Source organism: Congregibacter sp. (genome assembly GCF_045107095.1).
Taxonomy (GTDB): Bacteria; Pseudomonadota; Gammaproteobacteria; order Pseudomonadales; family Halieaceae; genus Congregibacter.
In genome coordinates this window covers 1-16,226 of sequence record NZ_JBGCFU010000078.1, presented here as the reverse complement: position 1 = coordinate 16,226, position 16,226 = coordinate 1, and the positions used below count along the sequence as shown (strand labels likewise).

Genomic DNA, 16,226 nt, shown 5'->3' with positions numbered 1-16,226 from the left:
CCCACGAAGAACAGCGCAAACATCGCGGTGATCATCATGGACGTGCCTTCGGGAGCGTCTTTGAACTCCTTCCAGATAAACACGCCCCAGAAGGCGGCAACCATAGTGGCGCCCTGACCGAGTCCGTAGGATATGGCGGGGCCTGCTGCGCCCGAGGCAATAAAGCTAAAGGAAAAGCCAACACACCAGATCGCGCCGCCCAAAATACCTACAAGGTGAAGTCGGGGTGTTCCCTTACTAAAGTATTCGCCTATAGGTGCAACTTCTCCGGATAGAGGCTTGTACATCAGCGGGATCAGCCAAATGATGTTAGATACGAGCAATCCAACGGCAAACACCACGCCAGCGCTATAAGGCGTCATTAGTCCCGCTTCGGGGTTCGCAAAGTCCATGGAAATGGAAGATGCGACGAAGCGATAAAAGAAGCCCATGGCGATACCGGCGATCACTGAGATCGCAAGCCCTTTACCCACAGAACGTCCCTCATCTTGGGGTAGGCGCGCGTAAATGAGCGCGCAGACAATGATAGCTGCCGTAACCAAACCGACCCCCGCGAATAGAAACACGGGGTCTCCTACGGGCGCCGCAAGGTAGTTCGTGACGACGCCAATAACTAAAGCCAATCCAATGGCGACGGGGAAGGCCACGGCCATGCCTGCGATATCAATGGCAACAACCAATAGAATATTGGCCAAATTGAAGACCACCCCCCCAATCAAAGCCGAGTGGATAGCCTGATTGCTCGCCTGAGAGATATCAGGCATGAAGGCCCTGCCTTCTTCACCGGAAGAACCGATGGTGAACGCGAAGAGTAGCGTGAGCAATAAGACACCCAGCGAGTAGTCCCAATAAAACAGCTGGAACTGCCACTCGTTACTGGCAAGCTTCTGGGTATTAGCCCAGGATCCCCAGCACAGCATGGTTATTACGCACATCGCTACGGCGATGGTATAGGACTCAACAATGAGCATGGTGGTTTCTCGTTTTTATTCCCCAAGGACCGCCATGATCGGACTGCACGAAGAAAGTTTCAAGCTTTGAAACAACCAAGAGCGTCTAGCTCGCCTCTTACGTGCTCAATCTGTTCGGAGGAGTAGGTGTCGCCGGTTTTCAAGTTCCCCCACACAGGCGCCGGCCAACAGGGGTCATCTTCCCGGCGACCAACAACGTGTAGATGCAGCTGCGGGACAACGAGCCCTAGCGCACCCACATTTACCCGTGGGTAGTTCAGCCTCTGTTTTAGGTGATCACTCAAACGTTGTGCCTCAGCAAAAAGCGCGTCTCGCTCATTAAGGTCCAAATCAAACAGATCCACAACCGACGTATGCGGCACCAGAATGAACCAGTGGAGCGCCGCGTTGCTATGAAGTAGCAACTCGACAGAGGCCGTGCGTCCCAGCACATGACAGTCCTTGGCCAGAGTAGGATGCAGTTGCCACTGTTTTTTCAACGTCACTTTGAGCCTATAAAAATAGATAGGAAGTGCGTCGTATTCTCTGACGCAATGATTCGCAGGTCAAAGCTGCACGAGCACAACCTCAAATCGTTGTGTGACCTCAATCACACTATGCTGGGCAATTAAGAGCGAAGCGTGACGAAAACCGCAGATTTCACCCGATTCGCGTGTATCTGGGCCCGTGCTTAGCTTTAATCGCGCCGAATCCAAAGAAAAGCGAAGATCCATGCGTTACTCAAAATTGATTGCCGGCCTCACTCTGACAGCTTGTTCAAGCTTTGCCAGTGCAGGGCTAGTCATCGAGTCCATTAACGTGAAAATGGCAACTACACCGTACTCAGTCGACGATGAATCAACGTTCTCGGAAGCTAAGTCCGCTTTCGATACTGGCACACAGTACTGCGATAAAGACCTCGAGGCATTCACCGGGATCAATTCGCAGAGCACCTGCGGCGGATCGAATGGAGGATACGGCGCTCTTTACACGATTACTGGCAGCCTCTCAGGCAGCGCCGAGTTTCAGTTCGGCATGGACTGGGGCCGCGGCGGCTTTATTCGCGCTGACTATGATGATGCACCCGTAAGCCTCATTAACGACGACATTTGGTGGGCCAAAAACTGGAACAAAAGCAATGAAATCCTTACCTACAGTTTTTCAGATGTAGGCAGTTTTTCACTCACGCTTTTGGGTTTTGAAGGATGCTGCGATGGCATCAACTCTGCCCAGTACCGTACTTTCGAGACTGGTCAAATTGCAACATTTAACGATGCACCCGCCGAGTGGCAAGCACTCGAGGTCAATGCAGTCCCCGTACCAGGCTCTCTTCCTTTGATGGCTATCGGCGCACTGTTAGTGCTGCGACGCCGTCAGCAAAAGTAAGTTTCATCACATACACGTGACTGACGCGGTGCCTTTGGGCACCGCAGATTCGCTACTACCCCTCAGTCGTAAACCACCGCCTCGATAATCGCTAAGTGGTCATCGACACCTCGACGAAAAGCCGCTTCACTGATCCGCTCATCGTTGCCGTGAATTCGTACCATCTCAGACTCAGGTATCACCGTTGGCGTAAAACCGTAGCTTGCGATTCCAGCATCTCGGGTAAAGTGGCTATCAGTGAACCCCGCCGACACCGATGGCATCACCCGAGAACCCGGGTGCCTTTCCGCCGTGATATCTGTAATCGCACTATAAAGCCGTGATCCTGTATCGGTAATCGCTGGCGAAAAAGCCATCAACACTTCGACTTCTACCCCGCTGGGGGCGACCAGCTCACGCATTTCCTCCACAAACTCATCGACCGGCTTGTCGGGGAGAATCCGACAATCAATCTCGCCCCAAGCTTCCGGGGGCACAACATTGATCTTGTTGGATGCCGACATTCGCGTGATAGAGCAGGTGTCACGTGTTAACGCATGCATGGGTGGTGAGAACTTTTGAAGTCGGGTTAAGAATCCCGGCTCTTCAATAGCTGCGGCCATGTCTGCAAATGCCGGCGCCCATTCGGGCTCTGCACTTTGCGCAATACTGCGAAACATCGCATCTACTGGAGCAATGATTCGCGCCGGGAAGGGGTTAGTTCGTACCAACTCCAACGCTTGAACGACACGCGTAACCGAAGAGGTCGGATAAGGCATAGAGCCGTGCCCAGGTTTGTCCACACTGGTAAGCCTTAGCCACACCGGAACCTTCTGCGTCAGCTCCACAGAAAATATGGTTTCTCCCTTGGCGGTCAGACGACCACTGCCACCCTCATTCAACAGAAGGCCTGCATTGTCGAAAATTTCAGGATGATTCTTAAGTAGCCACCCTGCGCCAAACAGCCCGCCGGCCTCTTCGTCTGCAGTAGCTACAAACACTACATCCCGGTTCAAAGGTTTGCCTGCGCGATGCAAACTAAGAAAAGTAGCAAGCTGGGTAATACCCGTGCCCTTCATATCTATGGCACCGCGTCCCCAAATAAAACCCTCGCGAATCTCGCCAGACAGAGGATCCGTCGTCCAATATTTTGGGTCTGCTGGCACTACATCGGTATGCTGCAAAAGAATCAGCGCAGGCTCATCGCCGCCCTCAATCCTTGCCCAGATGTTTCCCCGTCCGGGTGCACTCTCCGCCGAGCTCCAGGATATGCCCTCGGCATCCAAAATCTTGGAATAGAAATCGACAGCTCGAGATTCATTTCCGGGTGGGTTGATCGTGTCGATTTTGAGAAATGCCTGAAGCCAATCTACGGCTTCATCATCCAGTGTCTGCGCGGCTGCAGGCAGAGTCGCCGCAATCAGCGCCGCGAACAGACCATGCCGTAAAGATCGGATTCCCGCTTTACGGTACGCCCCCATGAAAGCTTTGTTTAATCCTCTACCCACCTGAATATCCCCCTGCTGTTGATTGCTCACCGACGACTCTTGTCTTGGCGTTCTGTAAAACAAACTTGAAAGTAGCCTATCAGCGCTCCTTAAGCGACCTCGGTTTAAGTTCGACTGCGATACCGCGCCTGCCAATCCCCTGAGTGAGTTCTCGCACATGCCTCTTCCGTATCAAATTGAACCCGGCGCCATTTAGCGCCCACCGGAACACCTTCGTGTTGAAGCTCTTCTACCACTCTTTTGGATAAGTACGCGTCTTCCTTTGCCGCACGAACGGCTTGCAACTGTTCGTTTGTTTCAAATACACAAACAACCAATAACGAATCCGGGAAATTATTGAAGTCCACAAAGTGCGTTATCCACGCGAAACCATGAATCTCCTCCAGAGCTTGATCGCATACTCGCGTGAGAGCCTCGACCAGCATTCGCTCATTTTTCTTGTCGGTTTTCCTCATCCCGACTGATTCTGAAGCATGTCTTGCAGCTTTCTCACGGTATTGAGGTTACGCCCTGTGCCGGACACACCAAGGCAAGCATCTATGTTGGCAACGAGCTTTGATCGACCGATGCCGTCGGGCGCGTGCAGGTAAAAAACCTTTCCATGGACTTCATAACGCTCTGAACCAGCGACCCACTTTTCCAACTTGCTCGCATCTAATTTTGGCTTCCGGGGGCAAAAATAGAAATGAACCGTATTGCCTGGCTCGTCAGGAAAGGGGTTCTGCATAGCGGCGGCCATGAACTCGCTCTCAGTCATGGACATGACTGCTGGAAGAAAACCAAACTCCTTCTCAATCACGCCTGCAACTTTTACTGCAGGATCCGCTGCAGAATCTAGAATGATATTGCCGCTTTGAATATAGGTTTGAACGTTTGCGTAGCCAGCGTCTCCCAAGCAGCCACGTAGATCTTTCATGGGGAGGGGGTTTTTACCGCCGACGTTCACGCCGCGGAGAAAAAGAATGCAAGTGCTCACGTACGCTCCATAGCATCGCCCATCTGCCGCACGGTCACGGATTGAGGCTAGCCTTCAAATTTTCAGCCGCATCGAACAAAGCGGTGGATCCGTAGCAACTATTTCAAAGCCGAGCCTCTCATAAAGAGAGATCACCGAGCTATCAATGAAGGCCTTGCATCCGATTTCTTGAATATCGGCTACTGCTGCTCTCTTTAAAAGCCACTGGTAAATGCGGTACCCATGCATCCTACCCTGCGCACTCTCTGTAAGCTGCACGGTATGCACAAATAGCCGCCCGGGCACAAACTCTAGGGACAAGAAGCCTATCCAGCGGTCTTTAAAAAAGACTGAGAAATTGTCGTTCTGCTCATAATAGGTTCTATGCCAGGCCCCGTCCCAAACAATATCGGCGCGGGCAAGCTCTGCTGCCATATTGCTCTTCATCAGAGCCAGAGCCGCCTCAAATTCTTCGAAAGCACAGGGCTCGATGACAAGCATCACAGAATCCTAGAAAATGTTTATTGCCATGAATACTACGGAGGACTGCGTATCATTCAAATCATTACATGGGCATTGTGCGCGACTACGGTTTACGGGATTTTTACCGAGGCACCTTGGCTCGCTTGGGTTGGTGCTGTGTGGCTCGCTCTTTTTGCATGGTTGTTGTGGGTCTTAGCAGCCCGCAGAAGTAATGAAGAATTAGCTAGGGCTTATGTCTCAAAAGCCAACAAGCGCGATGTGTACGACCTTGAAACACACGAGAAAAAACGCAGAGCTCGTGAGGAAGTGTTTGACGCCGCGGTTCTCCACGAACGCGCTGAGCGCTCCCTACTTGAAGAGCGCAAAGCACTAGAAGAGAAACAAGGCGTCAAGGCTTTTGCAGCTCAAAATCATTTCAATGGCGGCGTGTAAAACCAAAAAACCCAACGAGCACCAAAATCACAAGACTCCCGCCAGCGATCACCCGCAACATCAGCCCCAAAGACATGAGAAACATCAGACTATCCACGTTACCTGTCTTCCAAAAAATCCATTCACCGGCGAGTCGCGTCGCGAGTGTTTCGCTGCCGGTAGAGAGGATTACGATACCGTCTCCAGTGTCCGGGTCATAGCGGGCAACAGTGTTAATGGCGGGTTCATTGTTACCGTCATGGCCAATAACGTAACCGCCGTGGTTGTTTGGAGCAAAAAGCATCACACCCAAGCCCCAGATTTCAGCACCCATCTGGGTCGCATGAGGCTTCCGCATGAGCCTGAGCATTTCATCAGACAACACCGATTGCTCGCCAGCAGAAGATTGCGCAGACATGAAGGTGACCAGGTCATCCGCTGTGGTAAATAGTGATGTAGCTGCCAGGGCCGAATACCAGCGAAAAGGCTCTGTGCGACCATCGAGGCTAAAGTTCTCTGCCAGTCCCAGCTCCATCGCTTCGGAATATCGAAACGTTGTGCGAGTCATACCGAGAGGCCCAAAGACTCGGACAGCCATAAACTCAGCGAAGTCCTGGCCCGACATTTCTTCGATGATTAATTGCAGCATTGTGTAACCACCTCCCGAGTACTTCCATTCAGCACCGGGCTGCATGCCTACTTTCACGACCCCGTCTTTGCCTGGAGATGCATCACGGGCACGGGATAAGGATTCTTCCAAAGACTGCACTGAGGCGGCGCTCTCAAAACCGTCGTATCCCAGCGCATCATCAAGTCCCGCTGTGTGACTAAGGAGTCTGCGAACCGTCACTCCATCGGGATCGAAGTCACCACTGGGGAGGGTCCAGCGTGTCAGGTAATTGGATACAGGACTATCCAGATCGATGGTCCCGTCTTCGACCAGGGTCATCACACCCCACGCGGTAATCCACTTACCTAGAGAGGCGACCTGATACACGGAGCTTCCGTCTACGGCCTCCCCCGATGATCTGAAAACACCTTCGGCGACACGCCCGTTTTCTATGAGGTACATACTGAGGTTGCCGGTGTGACTGCCATCCACAACGCCTCGTGCAGCCTCCGCAAACGATTTCGGCGAATTCGAATCAACGATGGGCGATTTCAGCCACCCACCGCTGATAGCAGCAAAGACCAGCACTGCCCACATGCCGATGAGGACCAGCGCAGACATACAATACAAAAGAACTCTCATCATGGCGTCATCCCTCAAGCTGATAGTCGTTGAATAGAAGCTTTGGTCGAAGCGCCAAGAGCACCACCGCAATCCCAAGCTCAAGGCACAGGGCGATGAGCAAGGACTGTGAGGGGATACCATGAATGAGCATACTAATGACTCGTCCCAGGCCGTAACTTCCGTAGACGGCAGCGCCGGCTAACAGCGCTAAACTGCTATAGCGAGCCCTGAACGCAGCAAAAATCATTAGCAAGGCGGTGACAATCAGTACAGCACTCGGCGCCGTAAGTTCTGACATCAGACTTGGCTCTGGCTGCAAAACGATACCGCTATCCTCAAGAAAACTCTTCGGTGTAAACATCAGGCTGCCACCAATAAACGCCAGAAGCGCGCCCGAACTGAACAACGCAATTTTTGTTAGCGGCTGTTTCATGCGGCAGTCCTCCACGCACCCGTTGCCGCCACCTCACGAGCATAATCGGCAAAGTCACGAGGGGCTCGCCCGAGTGCACGCTGCACGCCATCTGTCAGATAGGCGTTGCGTCCGTCCAGGACCGTCGAAAAGAGATAATCGAGCATCCACACCACATCTTTAGGGGCGCCGGAACTCGCAACCTCGGCGACAAAAGCATCATGAGGGACGTCTATGTAGTCAATTTTGCGGCCTGTGGCGGCGGAAAGATCAGCAGCGATATCGGCTACGCTCATCAATCTTGGCCCGGTAACCTCGTAGATTTGGCCACTATGGTGATCCTCTGTGAAAGCAGCCACAGCCACATCAGCAATGTCATCGGTATCGACAAAAGGCTCGAGCTGGCTTCCTGCCGGGAGGGTAATGGCACCGCTCAAGACCATATCGATGAAAGCGCCCTCAGAGAAGTTCTGATTGAACCAACTGGCCCTGACGATAGTCCATTCCACGCCCGCAGCCTGAACAACCTTTTCACAAGCCTGAGCCTCCTCCTCTCCACGCCCAGAGAGCAAAACCAATCGCTTTACTCCTCGAGATACAGCGAGGTTCACGAAGCTTTGAATGGCATCGACTGCACCCGGCATAGCCAAGTCCGGCGCATAGGTGATGTATACGGCACTCACGCCATCGAGGCAGGCGCCCCAGGCTTTCTCGTTGTCCCAGTCAAAAGACGGTGTAGATGATCGGGATCCGATTCGCACACGACATCCTTTTGCCTGCAGACGTTCGGCCACGCGTCGCCCCGTCTTCCCCGTGCCCCCGAGGATAAGAGTGAGGTCGCCATTTTCTGATGATTTGTTTTGATCGTTGGTCATGAACTTGCTCCTGGTTAGTTTCAGCAAGTTCAGAATGGCAAAGAGTTGGCTCTCACTCTTGCCCGTTGATGACAGTGTTTAGGCCGATGATGACAATTTTAAAATCAGGCAGAGCTACTGCTCAGTCGGTAGGATCGGGGAGTCTGCCCGGCCCATCGTTTAAAAGCTCTCGTAAAGCCGCTTTGCTCGGCGAACCCCGTAAGGAACGCTACTTCAGCAAGGCTATAGCTGGTTTCGCGTAACAAACGCTGGGCAAGATCTTTTCGCGCAAGATCAACCGCACCCTGAAAGGAGTGGCCCTGCTCCGTTAGGCGTCTTTGCAAAGTCCGGGCACCAACACCTAGCTCTGAAGCAACCAGCGACAGCGTGGGCACACCTTCACTAAGCACGTTCGCGATGACGCTCCGAACTTGCTGCTCCAGACTAGGGTCGCTCGAGAGAGAGTCTAGCTCCTGCTCTAAATGACGATCGAAGAAACTCGCGATCGTCGCATCCCCCAGTTTATTGGGAGCTTCTAAGCTATCTTTACTGACAAAAAGAGCGTCTCGCCCCGACTCGAAATAGACTGGGCAGCGAAAGTGATCCTCATAAATGGAGGTATCACCCCGTGCTTCGTGTTTGAAGTGGACGGACAAAGGTGTAAATGGAATAGCGCTGGCTTCTTGGCTGATGGCTACTACCGCCGAAATGCTCGCTTCATTTGAGAGCAACATACCGGGCCGACCGTCTCCGGCCTTTTCGAGGCTAAAAAAAACGCCTTCTTCGCAGGGCTCCACCGCATAGGTTTCGGCGCTGCCTAAAACGTGTCCATAGCGCTCAGATCGAGCAAAGGAACCAAGTAAGTTTGGAGCGGACTTCCAGGCGAGACCAAAAGCCCCATATTCGTCGACACGCATGGCCGCGCCAATACGAAGAGGCAAAGCCACCCCCTCAGGATCTCGACTCGCAAGTGCAGCGAAGAAGTCATAGTACTCAGATGATGAGACCATCTGGCTTGGGTCGATGGCGCCATCAGAGCTAAGGCCGAGACCTTCTACCAGATCGCGTGTTTCAACGCCGGCGCTTGCCTGCGCGGCGACTTTGTAAACATAGAGAGAGGTTATCTGACTCATATCATCTACGTCTGCCGTAGCCTTTACTGATGATGTAAGCATATCAACATCAACAGGATGGAGTCCTTAATCGGGCGCTATCGATTACTCAAATTCAGGTCGATGATGCTCATTGCCTTCGTGTTAATGCTCGTGCCGGCTTGTGTTCTTGCACAACGCTGGCATTCTTTTACCGATGTTTGATTTTTTGCCCCTGCTATTTTTGATTGGCGCCGCTCAGGGCGGGTTTTTGGCGTTCGCGCTGATTACCAGCGCTGGTGGAAATCACAAAGCCAATTACTATCTGGCCTGTTACTTGCTCGTATTTGTAATGGCCCTCATCGATTACTTCCTTGATGCCTCTGGCCTTACTCAAAAAATCGTGTGGCTGCGCACCTTGCTCTGGCCCAAAGAGTTTCTCTACGGTGTTTTTCTGTTCCTCTATTGCCGAGAACTAACGCAACCCAATCGCCCGATACCGCCATCCCTGGCCGTTGTGCTGTGGTTACCCGTGGTTCTTCACTGCTGCGCAAGCTGGCCCCTGCTCTGGCTGCCTGCAGAGCTGCAGTACAGTATTTTGCTTAACGAGAGAGGCCTTCCTCCGCTCTACGATGCCTGGCGCATCATGCTTGGGGATTTAGAGCTTCTGGTCACAATTATTCACCTAAGCATCTTTATCGTTATCTGCTTGCGATTGGTCACACAACACCGGAAGCGCTTGGAGAGTAATTACTCAAACCTCGATCGTATTAGTCTGATTTGGCTCCGCAATCTACTGATAGGCACGATGCTGGTGTACGGACTGTGGCTTGCTGAAGAGTTTTTCAGTGCCGATCTACTTGAGGGGCGTGAATGGCTGGACGTTACGTTGGCTGCAAGTATGGTCGCTCTCATCTACACGATGGGTCTTTTGGGGTTACGGCAGCCGGCCATTTTTAGCACTCGATCTGAGACATCGACACACCAGCGCGAGACAGCTCCTGCGTGGGGATCCGACGGCTCGCATTTGCACAAGGTCCAGCAAACACCTTCATTGGAAAAAACTCTGGACCCGCCGTCGCAGAAGTATCAGCGCTCGGCTCTATCCCCCGAGCTTGCCTCGAGCCTCGTAGAAGAACTTGAAGCGCTTATGGCAGCCAAATTTCTGTTTCTCGACCCTAACCTTTCTCTTTCGAACCTCGCGCAAGCGTTGTCCGTGTCTACCAACTACCTGTCGCAGGCGATCAACGATCAACTCAAGGTGAATTTCTTCGACTGTGTGAATGGCTACCGGGTCCGCCATTCTCTGCCCTTGCTGGCCCAGTCATCCACAACAGTATTGGAGATTGCCATGGACTCCGGGTTTAACAGCAAGTCAGCGTTTTACACCGCATTTCGCAAGCATCAGGGCATGACACCCGGCGCCTACCGCAAGCAAATGGCCTAATTTGTCCCGAACTTGGGGCGGATACTCCTTCCCTACAGGACAGGACTCCCTTCGCAGTCGCAATAGCGCCTCTGAGAGACCGCTACAAGATACTGTTTTCAATAGATTTTTTATTTAGCCCTCGGTAAATCACGCAGCTCCCGCGTTCTAACTTGCAGGCCGGGACGACCGGCCTCCAGTCATGCATGACACTCATTTCGTCATCACAACGGACGGACTGAACATGTCATCACACACCCTACCGGAGTCATTTTCGACTCCTCTTCGCACTCTCATCACAGCGACTTCGCTCGGCTTAATGCTCTCTGGCCCATTGCAGGCAGAGGACTATGACTTTTTCCAGGTGAATGCTGTGCAAGCGGAATATGCCGCTCACCCAATGTTCACCTTCCGTGGCGCAGAGTTGCGCGCAAGCAAGGGCTGGGGAAGTTTTTTTTCAGAGCTGCGATACCGGAATTTGACGGATGAAAGTCGGGGTCTGGATATGAAAGAAAAGCGCTGGAACGCCGCAGTGGGCTATGCCGTCCCCCTATCTGAACGCACGAGATTTGATATCCGTGGCAACTTTGGGGATGTGGAACTAACGCTATCGAACAGTCAGCGGAAGTTGCAACAGTCCTCTAACTACAGCGGTGTTAGCACTTTCATCCATCATGCTGTGTCTGACCGTCTGGATCTCTTTGCCGGACTCGAATACCAAAACTGGGAGAAGGACTTTGATCAAAAAGCTTATCACCTGGGAACTAACTATCGCTTTGATCGACTGACGCTGGGTGCTGAGTACACCAAATATTCAGATTCAGACGCAATTAATTTCGTCCTGCGTTACGGCTTTTAACAACCTCATCGCTACTGAAATCAGGAGTCAGGTATGAAACATCTGATCACAATAGGTCTTGTCGCAGCCATATCAGGCTGCGCGTCTGTGAGTTCACTGCCAGATCAGGCCACGACGCCATCGACGCCAGTAACGTTCTATAGGTCAGCGCAGCTCCAAGGGAGCGTGACCGACACCTTTATCGGCTGGAATGGCGACTACTACCTGGCACTGGCTCCAGATCAAGCCACTACGGTCAATGTGCCTTCGGGCTTAACAACCTTCCGAATACGGGCCCACGGAGACTTGCGTAGTGAGTTGACCCTGTCGCTGCATCCAAAGAAACAAATTTGTCTGGCTGCAGAGGTCAACCCGGACAACATTGTTGGGGTTAACTGGTTAGTCCCTGGCTATCGATTACGCCAGGTGCCTTGCTTGGATAGCCCCAGAAATACTGAATTTAATCTTGTCGCCAAACCATCAATAAAACCTGCAGAGAACACTCCCGGCCGCCCCACGAATAGCAGCCGATAGCGCGCGGCCTTTAACAATAACCGCGAACACAGCAAAAATTCCGGAGCACAGCATGCACCCTATCGATACAAAAACATTGATTGTCTTAAGTCTAAGCCTGCACCTGGTCGCCTGTGGCAGCGGCGGTAGTAGTTCCGGGAGCGGTTCCAGCGCGTCGCCTAATCCCGCTCCCATCGGCACTTTGATCTCCGAGGAGTTTCAAGGCACCTGGATTGCTGAAGCCTACGGGCAGGTAGTGGAAATCGGCACTAACACTTTGCGGCTTCTCGATTACACCAGTGAGTCCTGCTTTCTCGTCGAAGAAGCCTCTGATGTTGACACTAGCGATATCGAGACGCTTTTTCGTGTCCGTGAAGATCGATTGGAATGGTACGCCGGCTCCGGCACCGCATCGTTTGGTGCGCCGGGTACACGGTTTACTGCGGCTGAGTTTGTGCCTGCAAGTTGTGCCGACGGTGTCGACCCACAACAAGGGCAGGCAGGTTACAGCGCGGACCCAAGGCGTGAACTACGTCTGTTCGCGCAGTTGTTAGAGGAGTATTCGATTTACCCGGCCCTTCGCGAGTTGCCCGTAACACCATTGTATGAAAAACAGCTGAGCCAGCTGACGAGCTCAGATAGTGACGAGGCCCTTGCGGAGGCGTTGTTCAACATCGCATCGGCCTACCGCGACATCCACACGACCGTGGAAACCAGTCTCGGACTGATAAAAGTTCTGAATAAACCGGTGTACTCCGATCGCTTGTTCGCTGAATGGCTGGATCAGCAGAACCTTAGGCCACCGCTGACACCCGTTCAGACAGACAGCGCAAACACCTACATCAGCGAGCAACTGGAACTCGAACGGGAGATAACGCTCGCTTATGCTGATGACGGCTCGGATATTCAAAGCACAGCTAACGATCTGCTCACGTGGTACGCAGTGGACGGCGTTGGTTACCTGGCCATCGACGCCATGCTTGGCTTTGGTGACCCCGAAGACAACGACGACGAACTGACTGTTCTCGAAAGCGCACTCGACGAAGTAATGAACGATCTACGCGATACCCAGGCGCTGATTGTGGATGTCCGGCGCAACGGCGGTGGCAAAGACTTTTTGAGCCTGGCTATAGCCAGCCGTTTCGTCGCCAACGAAACCCATGCCTATAGTAAGCAAGCACGACTGGCCGCCACCCGAACGGAACTCATCGATGTTTTTCTCAGCCCAAGAGGAGAGTTTCAATACCTTGCCCCCGTTTTTTTACTGACCAGTAGCCAGACCGCCAGCGCCGCCGAAACTTTCACGCTAGCTATGCGTGTGCTGCCCCAGGTGACGATCGTTGGAGAAACTACCCAAGGTGGCTTTTCAGACCAACTCGAGAAACGGCTAAGTAATGGTTGGAAAGTATCGCTGGCAAACGAGTTTTATCTATCGCCTGAAAGCGAGGAGTTTGAAACCGAGGGCGTGCCCGTTGACCTCGAGGTACCACAGCTTCAGCGCGAGGCACGCCTGCTGGGCACAGACTTCGCCATCGATGCCGTGATCAGCATGCTCGACCAGTGATCATGAGGAGGCACAAAATGAAAGGAGATAAACAGGTGCGCGTGCTCAGTGTGCTATTGGTTTTGTCAGGCATTGCGTTGTCATCCCTAGTGCCAGGCGGGCCGATTGAAAATCGCGACTTTTCCCATATCGCTCCGGTTGTTCTCTTGGTTTTCAACATCTTTCTGACCGCTCTGGGTTTGGGTAGCTTCCTGCTGGTTGCGGGCTTAATGGCAGGTGTTCGGCTGGCATGGCCGCTAACATTCTGGGCGGCGGCGAGTTATCTGGTGGTATATGGCATTGATCTCCTCGGGGTTTTTCCTCAATCACCGACCGCTATGGCCCGCCCCCTGCTTATCGTGGAGGTTCTTGGGATTGCCCTTGCACTGCCAATATTATGGCTCACCGCTCACAGGACACAGATGTCCGGAATCGCAGAAAAGCCACCGTTGAAGCTAAGGGGCTCATGGTTGATTCCGATCAGCGCGTTAGCCGTTGCCATCGTCGCGTTCGCAACCATCAACGCGATGGGACAGTAAAGATGGAGACCAAAGGGTGAAAACAATAAGTGGAAATTGCGTCTGCGGAAGAGTGGCGTTGATGGCGCCCCACAACTGCCCAGCTAGATACGTTTGCACACAAGGTGTTGCATAACGCGCACTGCCGCAGAACAGCAAAGTACTTCTTTGGTTGTCGCATGAATTTTTACTTTACGTTCCTCCGCGGCGAACTAACACGGAGAGCGCTTTATGCTTGCATTGGCGGCTACAAAACCTCCGCCAAATCGCCCTTGGTCTCAAGCCAGGACTTTCGATCTCCCGCGCGTTTTTTGGCCAAGAGCATGTCCAGCATCTCGTTGGTTTCATCACCGGCTTCAAGCCGCAACTGCACGAGACGGCGCGTATCGGGACTCATGGTCGTCTCTCGAAGCTGCAGGGGATTCATCTCACCAAGACCCTTAAAACGCTGCACATTTACCTTGCCACGCTTTTTCTCTGCCTCTATGCGATCAAGAACACCCTGCTTCTCAGCTTCGTCCAGCGCGTAAAACACTTCTTTACCAATATCGATTCGATACAAAGGCGGCATCGCGACGTAGACGTGTCCAGCAGAAACAAGAGCGCGGAAGTGGCGGACAAACAAGGCGCAAATCAGAGTTGCGATGTGCAGCCCATCGGAGTCGGCATCAGCAAGTATGCAGACCTTTCCGTAGCGCAGTCCGCTAAGGTCGTCGTCGGCAGGATCAATGCCCAGGGCAACGGAGATATTGTGCACTTCCTGAGAGCCAAGAATCTCTTGGGAGTCTACCTCCCAGGTATTCAAGATCTTGCCTCGCAAAGGCAAGATTGCCTGAATTTCGCGGTCGCGAGCCTGCTTCGCACTTCCGCCAGCGGAGTCACCCTCTACCAAGAACAACTCGGTACGTGTGATGTCTTCGCCAGAGCAATCAGCAAGCTTACCTGGCAAGGCCGGGCCCGCACTGACCTTCTTACGCACCACCTTTTTGGCGCTACGTAAACGTCGCTGTGCGGTGTTGATGCACAGCTCGGCAAGCGCTTCTGCGTCGCCGGTATGCTGATTCAGCCACAGGCTGAACGCATCCTTGGCTACCCCCGATACAAAGGCCGCTGCCTCGCGGGAGCTAAGGCGTTCCTTGGTCTGGCCGGAGAACTGGGGGTCTTCAAGCTTCGAGGAGAGCACATAACTACAGCGCTCCCAAATGTCATCGGGCGATAGCTTGACGCCGCGGGGCAATAAAGAACGCAGCTCACAAAACTCTCGCATCGCATCCAGTAAGCCTGTGCGAAGACCATTTACATGGGTGCCACCCTGTGCCGTGGGAATCAGGTTTACATAGGATTCGGTAATCAGTTCGCCGCCCTCAGGCAACCACTGAACCGCCCAGTCCACCGCCTCGGTGCTGCCGCTAAAGCTGCCGGTGAAAGGCTCGGCCGGGAGGGTTGGAAAGCCATCGGTAGCGGAGAGGAGGTAGTCCGTAAGACCGTCTTCGTAGAACCACTCTTCTTTCTCGTTCTTTTTCTCATCGAGGAACGTGACGCGCAGCCCGGGACACAATACCGCCTTCGCCCGCAGCACGTGCATGAGCCGTGGCACAGAGAAATTGATGGAGTCGAAGTACTGGGGATCCGGCGTAAAGTGCACCGTAGTCCCGGTATTTCGCTTGCCACAGGTATCAATAACCTTGAGATCTGAGGTCTTCTCGCCCCCGGCAAAGCTCATTTGGTGTACTTGCGCGTCTCGACGAATAGTCACCGTGAGCTGCTTTGACAGGGCATTGACCACAGAGACCCCAACACCATGGAGACCACCGCTGAACTGGTAATTCTTACTGGAGAACTTACCGCCGGCATGCAGCGTACTGAGGATCACCTCAACTCCTGGCTTTTTCTGCTCAGGGTGCATATCGACGGGCATACCTCGACCATCGTCGCTAGCTGACAGCGAACCGTCCGCATGAAGAACAACGTCAATCTGCCGCGCGAAGCCCGCTAGCGCCTCGTCGACGCTATTGTCGATAATCTCCTGGGCAAGGTGATTGGGACGCGTGGTGTCGGTGTACATTCCGGGGCGTTTACGCACCGGTTCAAGGCCAGTTAGGACCTCAATAGATTCAGAAGAATA

Annotated in this window: 18 protein-coding genes; 7 read left to right on the top strand and 11 right to left on the bottom strand. The window is 53.2% G+C overall.

All coding sequences use genetic code 11. The annotated features are described in order from the left end of the window. Positions 1-971: multidrug DMT transporter permease (locus tag AB8B76_RS11540; RefSeq protein WP_405272612.1), on the bottom strand; the 971-nt coding region annotated here is incomplete at its 3' end. Positions 972-1,030: 59 nt separating this feature from the next. Continuing rightward, the gene (locus AB8B76_RS11535; protein ID WP_405272611.1) at positions 1,031-1,456 is read right to left on the bottom strand and encodes an HIT domain-containing protein; all 426 of its coding nucleotides are present in this window, start codon (positions 1,454-1,456) and stop codon (positions 1,031-1,033) included. 226 nt (positions 1,457-1,682) lie between these two features. Between AB8B76_RS11535 and AB8B76_RS11530 the strand changes: the two genes are divergently transcribed. Then, positions 1,683-2,336: a CCXG family PEP-CTERM protein gene (locus AB8B76_RS11530; RefSeq protein WP_405272610.1), complete on the top strand. Its 654-nt coding sequence runs from the start codon at positions 1,683-1,685 to the stop codon at positions 2,334-2,336. A gap of 62 nt (positions 2,337-2,398) precedes the next feature. On the opposite strand, the gene AB8B76_RS11525 is transcribed toward AB8B76_RS11530, so the two are convergent. The 4 genes from AB8B76_RS11525 to AB8B76_RS11510 form a co-directional block, all read right to left on the bottom strand. After that, positions 2,399-3,853 carry a M20/M25/M40 family metallo-hydrolase gene (locus AB8B76_RS11525; RefSeq protein WP_405272609.1) on the bottom strand — a complete coding sequence of 485 codons (1,455 nt, stop codon included), beginning with the start codon at positions 3,851-3,853 and terminating at the stop codon, positions 2,399-2,401. 74 nt (positions 3,854-3,927) lie between these two features. Next, positions 3,928-4,278: a hypothetical protein gene (locus tag AB8B76_RS11520; protein ID WP_405272608.1), complete on the bottom strand. Its 351-nt coding sequence runs from the start codon at positions 4,276-4,278 to the stop codon at positions 3,928-3,930. Continuing rightward, positions 4,275-4,799 (bottom strand): DUF1697 domain-containing protein, encoded by a 525-nt coding sequence (locus AB8B76_RS11515; RefSeq protein WP_405272606.1) that lies wholly within the window; start codon positions 4,797-4,799, stop codon positions 4,275-4,277. Before AB8B76_RS11515 ends, AB8B76_RS11520 begins: the two co-directional genes overlap by 4 nt. 54 nt (positions 4,800-4,853) lie before the next feature. Beyond that, complete coding sequence (locus AB8B76_RS11510; protein ID WP_405272613.1) at positions 4,854-5,213, bottom strand: GNAT family N-acetyltransferase; 360 nt, start codon at positions 5,211-5,213, stop codon at positions 4,854-4,856. Here AB8B76_RS11510 and AB8B76_RS11505 point away from each other — a divergent pair. Next, positions 5,163-5,693 (top strand): hypothetical protein, encoded by a 531-nt coding sequence (locus AB8B76_RS11505; RefSeq protein ID WP_405272615.1) that lies wholly within the window; start codon positions 5,163-5,165, stop codon positions 5,691-5,693. The two genes, AB8B76_RS11510 and AB8B76_RS11505, sit on opposite strands and share 51 nt — an antisense overlap. Here the strand turns inward: AB8B76_RS11505 and AB8B76_RS11500 are convergent. From AB8B76_RS11500 to AB8B76_RS11485, 4 genes are all read right to left on the bottom strand, one after another. Then, positions 5,677-6,927: a serine hydrolase domain-containing protein gene (locus tag AB8B76_RS11500; RefSeq protein WP_405272604.1), complete on the bottom strand. Its 1,251-nt coding sequence runs from the start codon at positions 6,925-6,927 to the stop codon at positions 5,677-5,679. The genes AB8B76_RS11505 and AB8B76_RS11500 overlap by 17 nt on opposite strands. Before the next feature lie 4 nt (positions 6,928-6,931). Next, positions 6,932-7,339: a DUF4345 domain-containing protein gene (locus AB8B76_RS11495; protein ID WP_405272602.1), complete on the bottom strand. Its 408-nt coding sequence runs from the start codon at positions 7,337-7,339 to the stop codon at positions 6,932-6,934. After that, the gene (locus tag AB8B76_RS11490; protein ID WP_405272600.1) at positions 7,336-8,193 is read right to left on the bottom strand and encodes an NAD(P)H-binding protein; all 858 of its coding nucleotides are present in this window, start codon (positions 8,191-8,193) and stop codon (positions 7,336-7,338) included. The genes AB8B76_RS11495 and AB8B76_RS11490 overlap by 4 nt, the downstream gene beginning before the upstream one ends. A gap of 104 nt (positions 8,194-8,297) precedes the next feature. Further along, positions 8,298-9,305 (bottom strand): AraC family transcriptional regulator ligand-binding domain-containing protein, encoded by a 1,008-nt coding sequence (locus AB8B76_RS11485; protein ID WP_405272599.1) that lies wholly within the window; start codon positions 9,303-9,305, stop codon positions 8,298-8,300. Positions 9,306-9,480: 175 nt separating this feature from the next. On the opposite strand from AB8B76_RS11485, the gene AB8B76_RS11480 reads away from it, so the two are divergent. The 5 genes from AB8B76_RS11480 (at position 9,481) to AB8B76_RS11460 (ending at position 14,122) form a co-directional block, all read left to right on the top strand. Then, entirely contained in the window at positions 9,481-10,710 is a 1,230-nt protein-coding gene (locus AB8B76_RS11480) for a helix-turn-helix domain-containing protein (RefSeq protein WP_405272597.1), read from the top strand. 223 nt (positions 10,711-10,933) lie between these two features. Next, positions 10,934-11,548 carry a hypothetical protein gene (locus tag AB8B76_RS11475; protein ID WP_405272596.1) on the top strand — a complete coding sequence of 205 codons (615 nt, stop codon included), beginning with the start codon at positions 10,934-10,936 and terminating at the stop codon, positions 11,546-11,548. A gap of 33 nt (positions 11,549-11,581) precedes the next feature. Continuing rightward, entirely contained in the window at positions 11,582-12,061 is a 480-nt protein-coding gene (locus AB8B76_RS11470) for a hypothetical protein (protein ID WP_405272594.1), read from the top strand. A gap of 52 nt (positions 12,062-12,113) precedes the next feature. Beyond that, positions 12,114-13,604 carry a S41 family peptidase gene (locus AB8B76_RS11465; RefSeq protein ID WP_405272592.1) on the top strand — a complete coding sequence of 497 codons (1,491 nt, stop codon included), beginning with the start codon at positions 12,114-12,116 and terminating at the stop codon, positions 13,602-13,604. A gap of 17 nt (positions 13,605-13,621) precedes the next feature. Continuing rightward, positions 13,622-14,122, top strand: coding sequence for a hypothetical protein (locus tag AB8B76_RS11460; RefSeq protein ID WP_405272590.1), 501 nt, complete (start codon positions 13,622-13,624; stop codon positions 14,120-14,122). 226 nt (positions 14,123-14,348) lie between these two features. On the opposite strand, the gene parE is transcribed toward AB8B76_RS11460, so the two are convergent. Then, positions 14,349-16,226: DNA topoisomerase IV subunit B (gene parE, locus AB8B76_RS11455; RefSeq protein ID WP_405272588.1), on the bottom strand; the 1,878-nt coding region annotated here is incomplete at its 5' end.

Excerpts from the sequence above, each read along its gene's own strand:
- AB8B76_RS11530 (WP_405272610.1), top strand. The coding sequence starts at position 1,683 with ATGCGTTACTCAAAATTGATTGCCGGCCTCACTCTGACAGCTTGTTCA.
- AB8B76_RS11520 (WP_405272608.1), bottom strand. The coding sequence starts at position 4,278 with ATGAGGAAAACCGACAAGAAAAATGAGCGAATGCTGGTCGAGGCTCTC.
- AB8B76_RS11505 (WP_405272615.1), top strand. The coding sequence starts at position 5,163 with ATGCCAGGCCCCGTCCCAAACAATATCGGCGCGGGCAAGCTCTGCTGC.
- AB8B76_RS11510 (WP_405272613.1), bottom strand. The coding sequence starts at position 5,213 with ATGGCAGCAGAGCTTGCCCGCGCCGATATTGTTTGGGACGGGGCCTGG.
- AB8B76_RS11500 (WP_405272604.1), bottom strand. The coding sequence starts at position 6,927 with ATGATGAGAGTTCTTTTGTATTGTATGTCTGCGCTGGTCCTCATCGGC.
- AB8B76_RS11495 (WP_405272602.1), bottom strand. The coding sequence starts at position 7,339 with ATGAAACAGCCGCTAACAAAAATTGCGTTGTTCAGTTCGGGCGCGCTT.
- AB8B76_RS11490 (WP_405272600.1), bottom strand. The coding sequence starts at position 8,193 with ATGACCAACGATCAAAACAAATCATCAGAAAATGGCGACCTCACTCTT.
- AB8B76_RS11485 (WP_405272599.1), bottom strand. The coding sequence starts at position 9,305 with ATGAGTCAGATAACCTCTCTCTATGTTTACAAAGTCGCCGCGCAGGCA.
- AB8B76_RS11480 (WP_405272597.1), top strand. The coding sequence starts at position 9,481 with ATGTTTGATTTTTTGCCCCTGCTATTTTTGATTGGCGCCGCTCAGGGC.
- AB8B76_RS11475 (WP_405272596.1), top strand. The coding sequence starts at position 10,934 with ATGTCATCACACACCCTACCGGAGTCATTTTCGACTCCTCTTCGCACT.
- AB8B76_RS11470 (WP_405272594.1), top strand. The coding sequence starts at position 11,582 with ATGAAACATCTGATCACAATAGGTCTTGTCGCAGCCATATCAGGCTGC.
- AB8B76_RS11465 (WP_405272592.1), top strand. The coding sequence starts at position 12,114 with ATGCACCCTATCGATACAAAAACATTGATTGTCTTAAGTCTAAGCCTG.
- AB8B76_RS11460 (WP_405272590.1), top strand. The coding sequence starts at position 13,622 with ATGAAAGGAGATAAACAGGTGCGCGTGCTCAGTGTGCTATTGGTTTTG.